Annotated in this window: 3 protein-coding genes; all 3 read right to left on the bottom strand. The window is 64.4% G+C overall.

The annotated features are described in order from the left end of the window. Positions 1-21: 21 nt before the first annotated feature. The 3 genes from tnpC to tnpA all read right to left on the bottom strand — a co-directional run bounded on the left by tnpC (position 22) and on the right by tnpA (position 2,441). On the bottom strand, positions 22-1,608 hold the full coding sequence (gene tnpC / locus NKH17_RS33260; RefSeq protein WP_352973536.1) for an IS66 family transposase: 1,587 nt from the start codon (positions 1,606-1,608) through the stop codon (positions 22-24). A 69-nt stretch (positions 1,609-1,677) separates the two neighbouring features. Next, on the bottom strand, positions 1,678-2,031 hold the full coding sequence (gene tnpB, locus NKH17_RS33255) for an IS66 family insertion sequence element accessory protein TnpB (protein ID WP_027054633.1): 354 nt from the start codon (positions 2,029-2,031) through the stop codon (positions 1,678-1,680). Beyond that, positions 2,028-2,441, bottom strand: a complete 414-nt coding sequence (tnpA, locus tag NKH17_RS33250; protein WP_352973535.1) for an IS66-like element accessory protein TnpA — start codon at positions 2,439-2,441, stop codon at positions 2,028-2,030. The genes tnpB and tnpA overlap by 4 nt, the downstream gene beginning before the upstream one ends. Positions 2,442-2,543: the final 102 nt, after the last annotated feature.

Genomic DNA, 2,543 nt, shown 5'->3' with positions numbered 1-2,543 from the left:
CGTAAGCGCCTTGCCGACCGCCTATGGATTTGGGCTTGACGTTTTCCGGAATCGCCAGGGCATGAGTTCCTCGATCTGGCTCTGCGGATGGCCGTTGATGATGGCGTCGAGAGTTTCGGCGAGGTAGGCAACGGGATTGACGTCGTTGAGCCTGCAGGTGGCCACGACGGATGAGAGCAGCGCCCAGTTTTCGGCCCCGACCTCATGGCCAGCAAACAGGGCATTTTTTCTGGTCAAGCATAGTGGTCGGATGGCGTTTTCGACTGGGTTGGTGTCGAGCTCGAGCCGGCCGTCGCCGAGGAAGCGCGTGAGCCCTTGCCAATGGGCAAGACCATAGCGGATGTCTTCGGCCAGCTTTGAGCCCGAGGAGATCATCGACAATTGCTTTTCAAACCACGGCTTCAAGGCGGCGATGATCGGGGTGGAGTACTGCTGTCGCGCGGCGAGCCGAGCTTGTGGCGTCATGCCGCGCACCGTCGCCTCGACGGCGTAGAGCGTAGCGATCTGGCGCACGGCGGCTTCGGCGATCGGGGACTTGGTGTTGCGCGCCAGCTTCACAAAACGTCGGCGCAGGTGGCTCCAGCAATGGACGAGCATCCATGGTCCTTGTGGCCGCTCCAAGCGTGTCAGCCGGTCATAGCCCTCATAGGCGTCAACCTGCAGGAACTGTCCGGCGAAGCCTTGAAGGAAGCGTTCGGCATGCTCGCCGCCGCGTCCCGGCGCATAGTGGAACAGCACGATGGGCGGGCCTTGGCCACCATGGCCGCGGTCATCGGAAGCGATTGCCCAGAAGAAGCCCTTCTTGACCTTGCCGCGTCCGGGATCGAGCACCGGCGCCGTGGTCTCGTCCATGAACAGGCGCTCGGCCGCAGCCAGATGCCCGCGCATGTGGTCGGCTATGGGCTTGAGATGGAAGCAGGCCCGGCCTGCCCAGTTGCCCAGTGTCGCCCGATCCAGCTGGATGCCCTGGCGGGCGTAGATCTCGGCCTGCCGGTAGAACGGCAAATGATCACCGAACTTGGCGACGATGACCTGGGCGATCAGCGCCTCGGTCGGCAGGCCGCCGGGCACGATATGCTCGGGCGCATGCGCCTGCACGACGGCGCCCGAGCAGCGCCGGCAAGCGTATTTCGGGCGGCGCGTGACCAGCACGCGCAGTTGCGCCGGGATTGCGTCGAGCCGCTCGCTGACATCCTCGCCGATCCTGGCCATCTCGCCGCAGCCGCACGGACACAGCGTGCTCTTGGGCTCGATGATCCGCTCCACTCGCGGCAGATGGGCAGGCAAGTGGCCACGATTGCGCTGGCGCGAACCGGACGAGCCGTCCGAACGCCCCTGGATGACCCGTTGCGCCTTTTCCTGCGCGGCATCGAGCACGCCCTGCGCGATCTCCACGTCTTCGAGTGGCAGGTGGTATTGATCGGGATGCAGCTTCTCGGACTTGGCGCCGAACTTCTCGTGATTGAGCTGGCTGACGACGCTCTCCAGCCGGCGGCGCGCCTCCTCGGATGCAGCTAAGGCAGCCTGGTGCTCGGCCAGGGCCGCTTGCGTCTGGGCCAGGAGCGCCTTCAAACGCTCGTTCTCTTCCTGGAGAACCGTCAGATTCATGCACTAAATCAAGCACATGAGTGCCGATAACGCCATTGGAGACAAGGCACCTGAGTCACTGTGCCACACTCATCCGGCAAGCTGCGGACGCCGTGCCCGCTCGGGGCGAACCAGTCTCCAATCCAGCCCTTCGAACAAGGCCGCGAACATCGCCGGCGACATGCGCATCACTCCGTCGCGAACCTGCGGCCAGACGAACTTCGAGCCCTCGAGCCGCTTGTGAACGAGCACAAGGCCGGTGCGATCCCACACCAAAATCTTGATCCTGTCAGCCCTTTTGGCCCGGAAGACGAAGGCTGCCCCACAGTATGGGTCGAGGCCTAGCATCTCCTGCACAGCCAATGCCAATCCGTCCATGCCGCGCCGGAAGTCAACCGGCCGGGTCGCCACGTAGATCTTCAGATCGTTGCCCGGTGCAATCATCGCGAGGCCCGAACCGCTCGGATCACCTGCGACAGCTGCTCGAGGTCAACCGCCGTTCGGATCACCATGTCGTCGATCACGATTTCCACCTTCGCCGGCGTCGATTTCGATGGCCTCATCCTCCGCTGAGGCGCCGATGAGTCGTCCACCATCAACTGCGCGAACATCGGAGCCATGCTTTCCGGCAGTGCCAGTTGTCCCTGACGAAGGCGACGCCGCCAATCGTAGACCTGCCAGCGGGTCGCGCCATGCTTGCGCGCGACCGCCGCCACCTGCACCCCCGGCATCAGGCTCTCGGCCGCAATCCGGGCTCTCTCGGCCTCCGAGCGAACCCGCCGTCCCGTTGGACCGTCCAGAACCTCGACCCGGCCTGCGTAGCCAGCTGTTGGGACGTCCAAATGGACGTCCATTTTGCCGTCTGCTCCCACGTAGGCCCTCCGTCTCTCGCGATCGGGGGGATTCTTCGCACATTCACCTCATGCGCCGCACGAGGGGAGCGGCGTGGCGCTTAC

Source organism: Mesorhizobium sp. M1334 (genome assembly GCF_040317995.1).
In the GTDB taxonomy this organism is placed as follows: domain Bacteria; phylum Pseudomonadota; class Alphaproteobacteria; order Rhizobiales; family Rhizobiaceae; genus Mesorhizobium.
The sequence above is the reverse complement of the archived record's forward strand: the minus strand, read 5'-3'. Positions and strand labels throughout refer to the sequence as shown.

Excerpts from the sequence above, each read along its gene's own strand:
- tnpC (WP_352973536.1), bottom strand. The coding sequence starts at position 1,608 with ATGAATCTGACGGTTCTCCAGGAAGAGAACGAGCGTTTGAAGGCGCTC.
- tnpB (WP_027054633.1), bottom strand. The coding sequence starts at position 2,031 with ATGATTGCACCGGGCAACGATCTGAAGATCTACGTGGCGACCCGGCCG.
- tnpA (WP_352973535.1), bottom strand. The coding sequence starts at position 2,441 with ATGGACGTCCATTTGGACGTCCCAACAGCTGGCTACGCAGGCCGGGTC.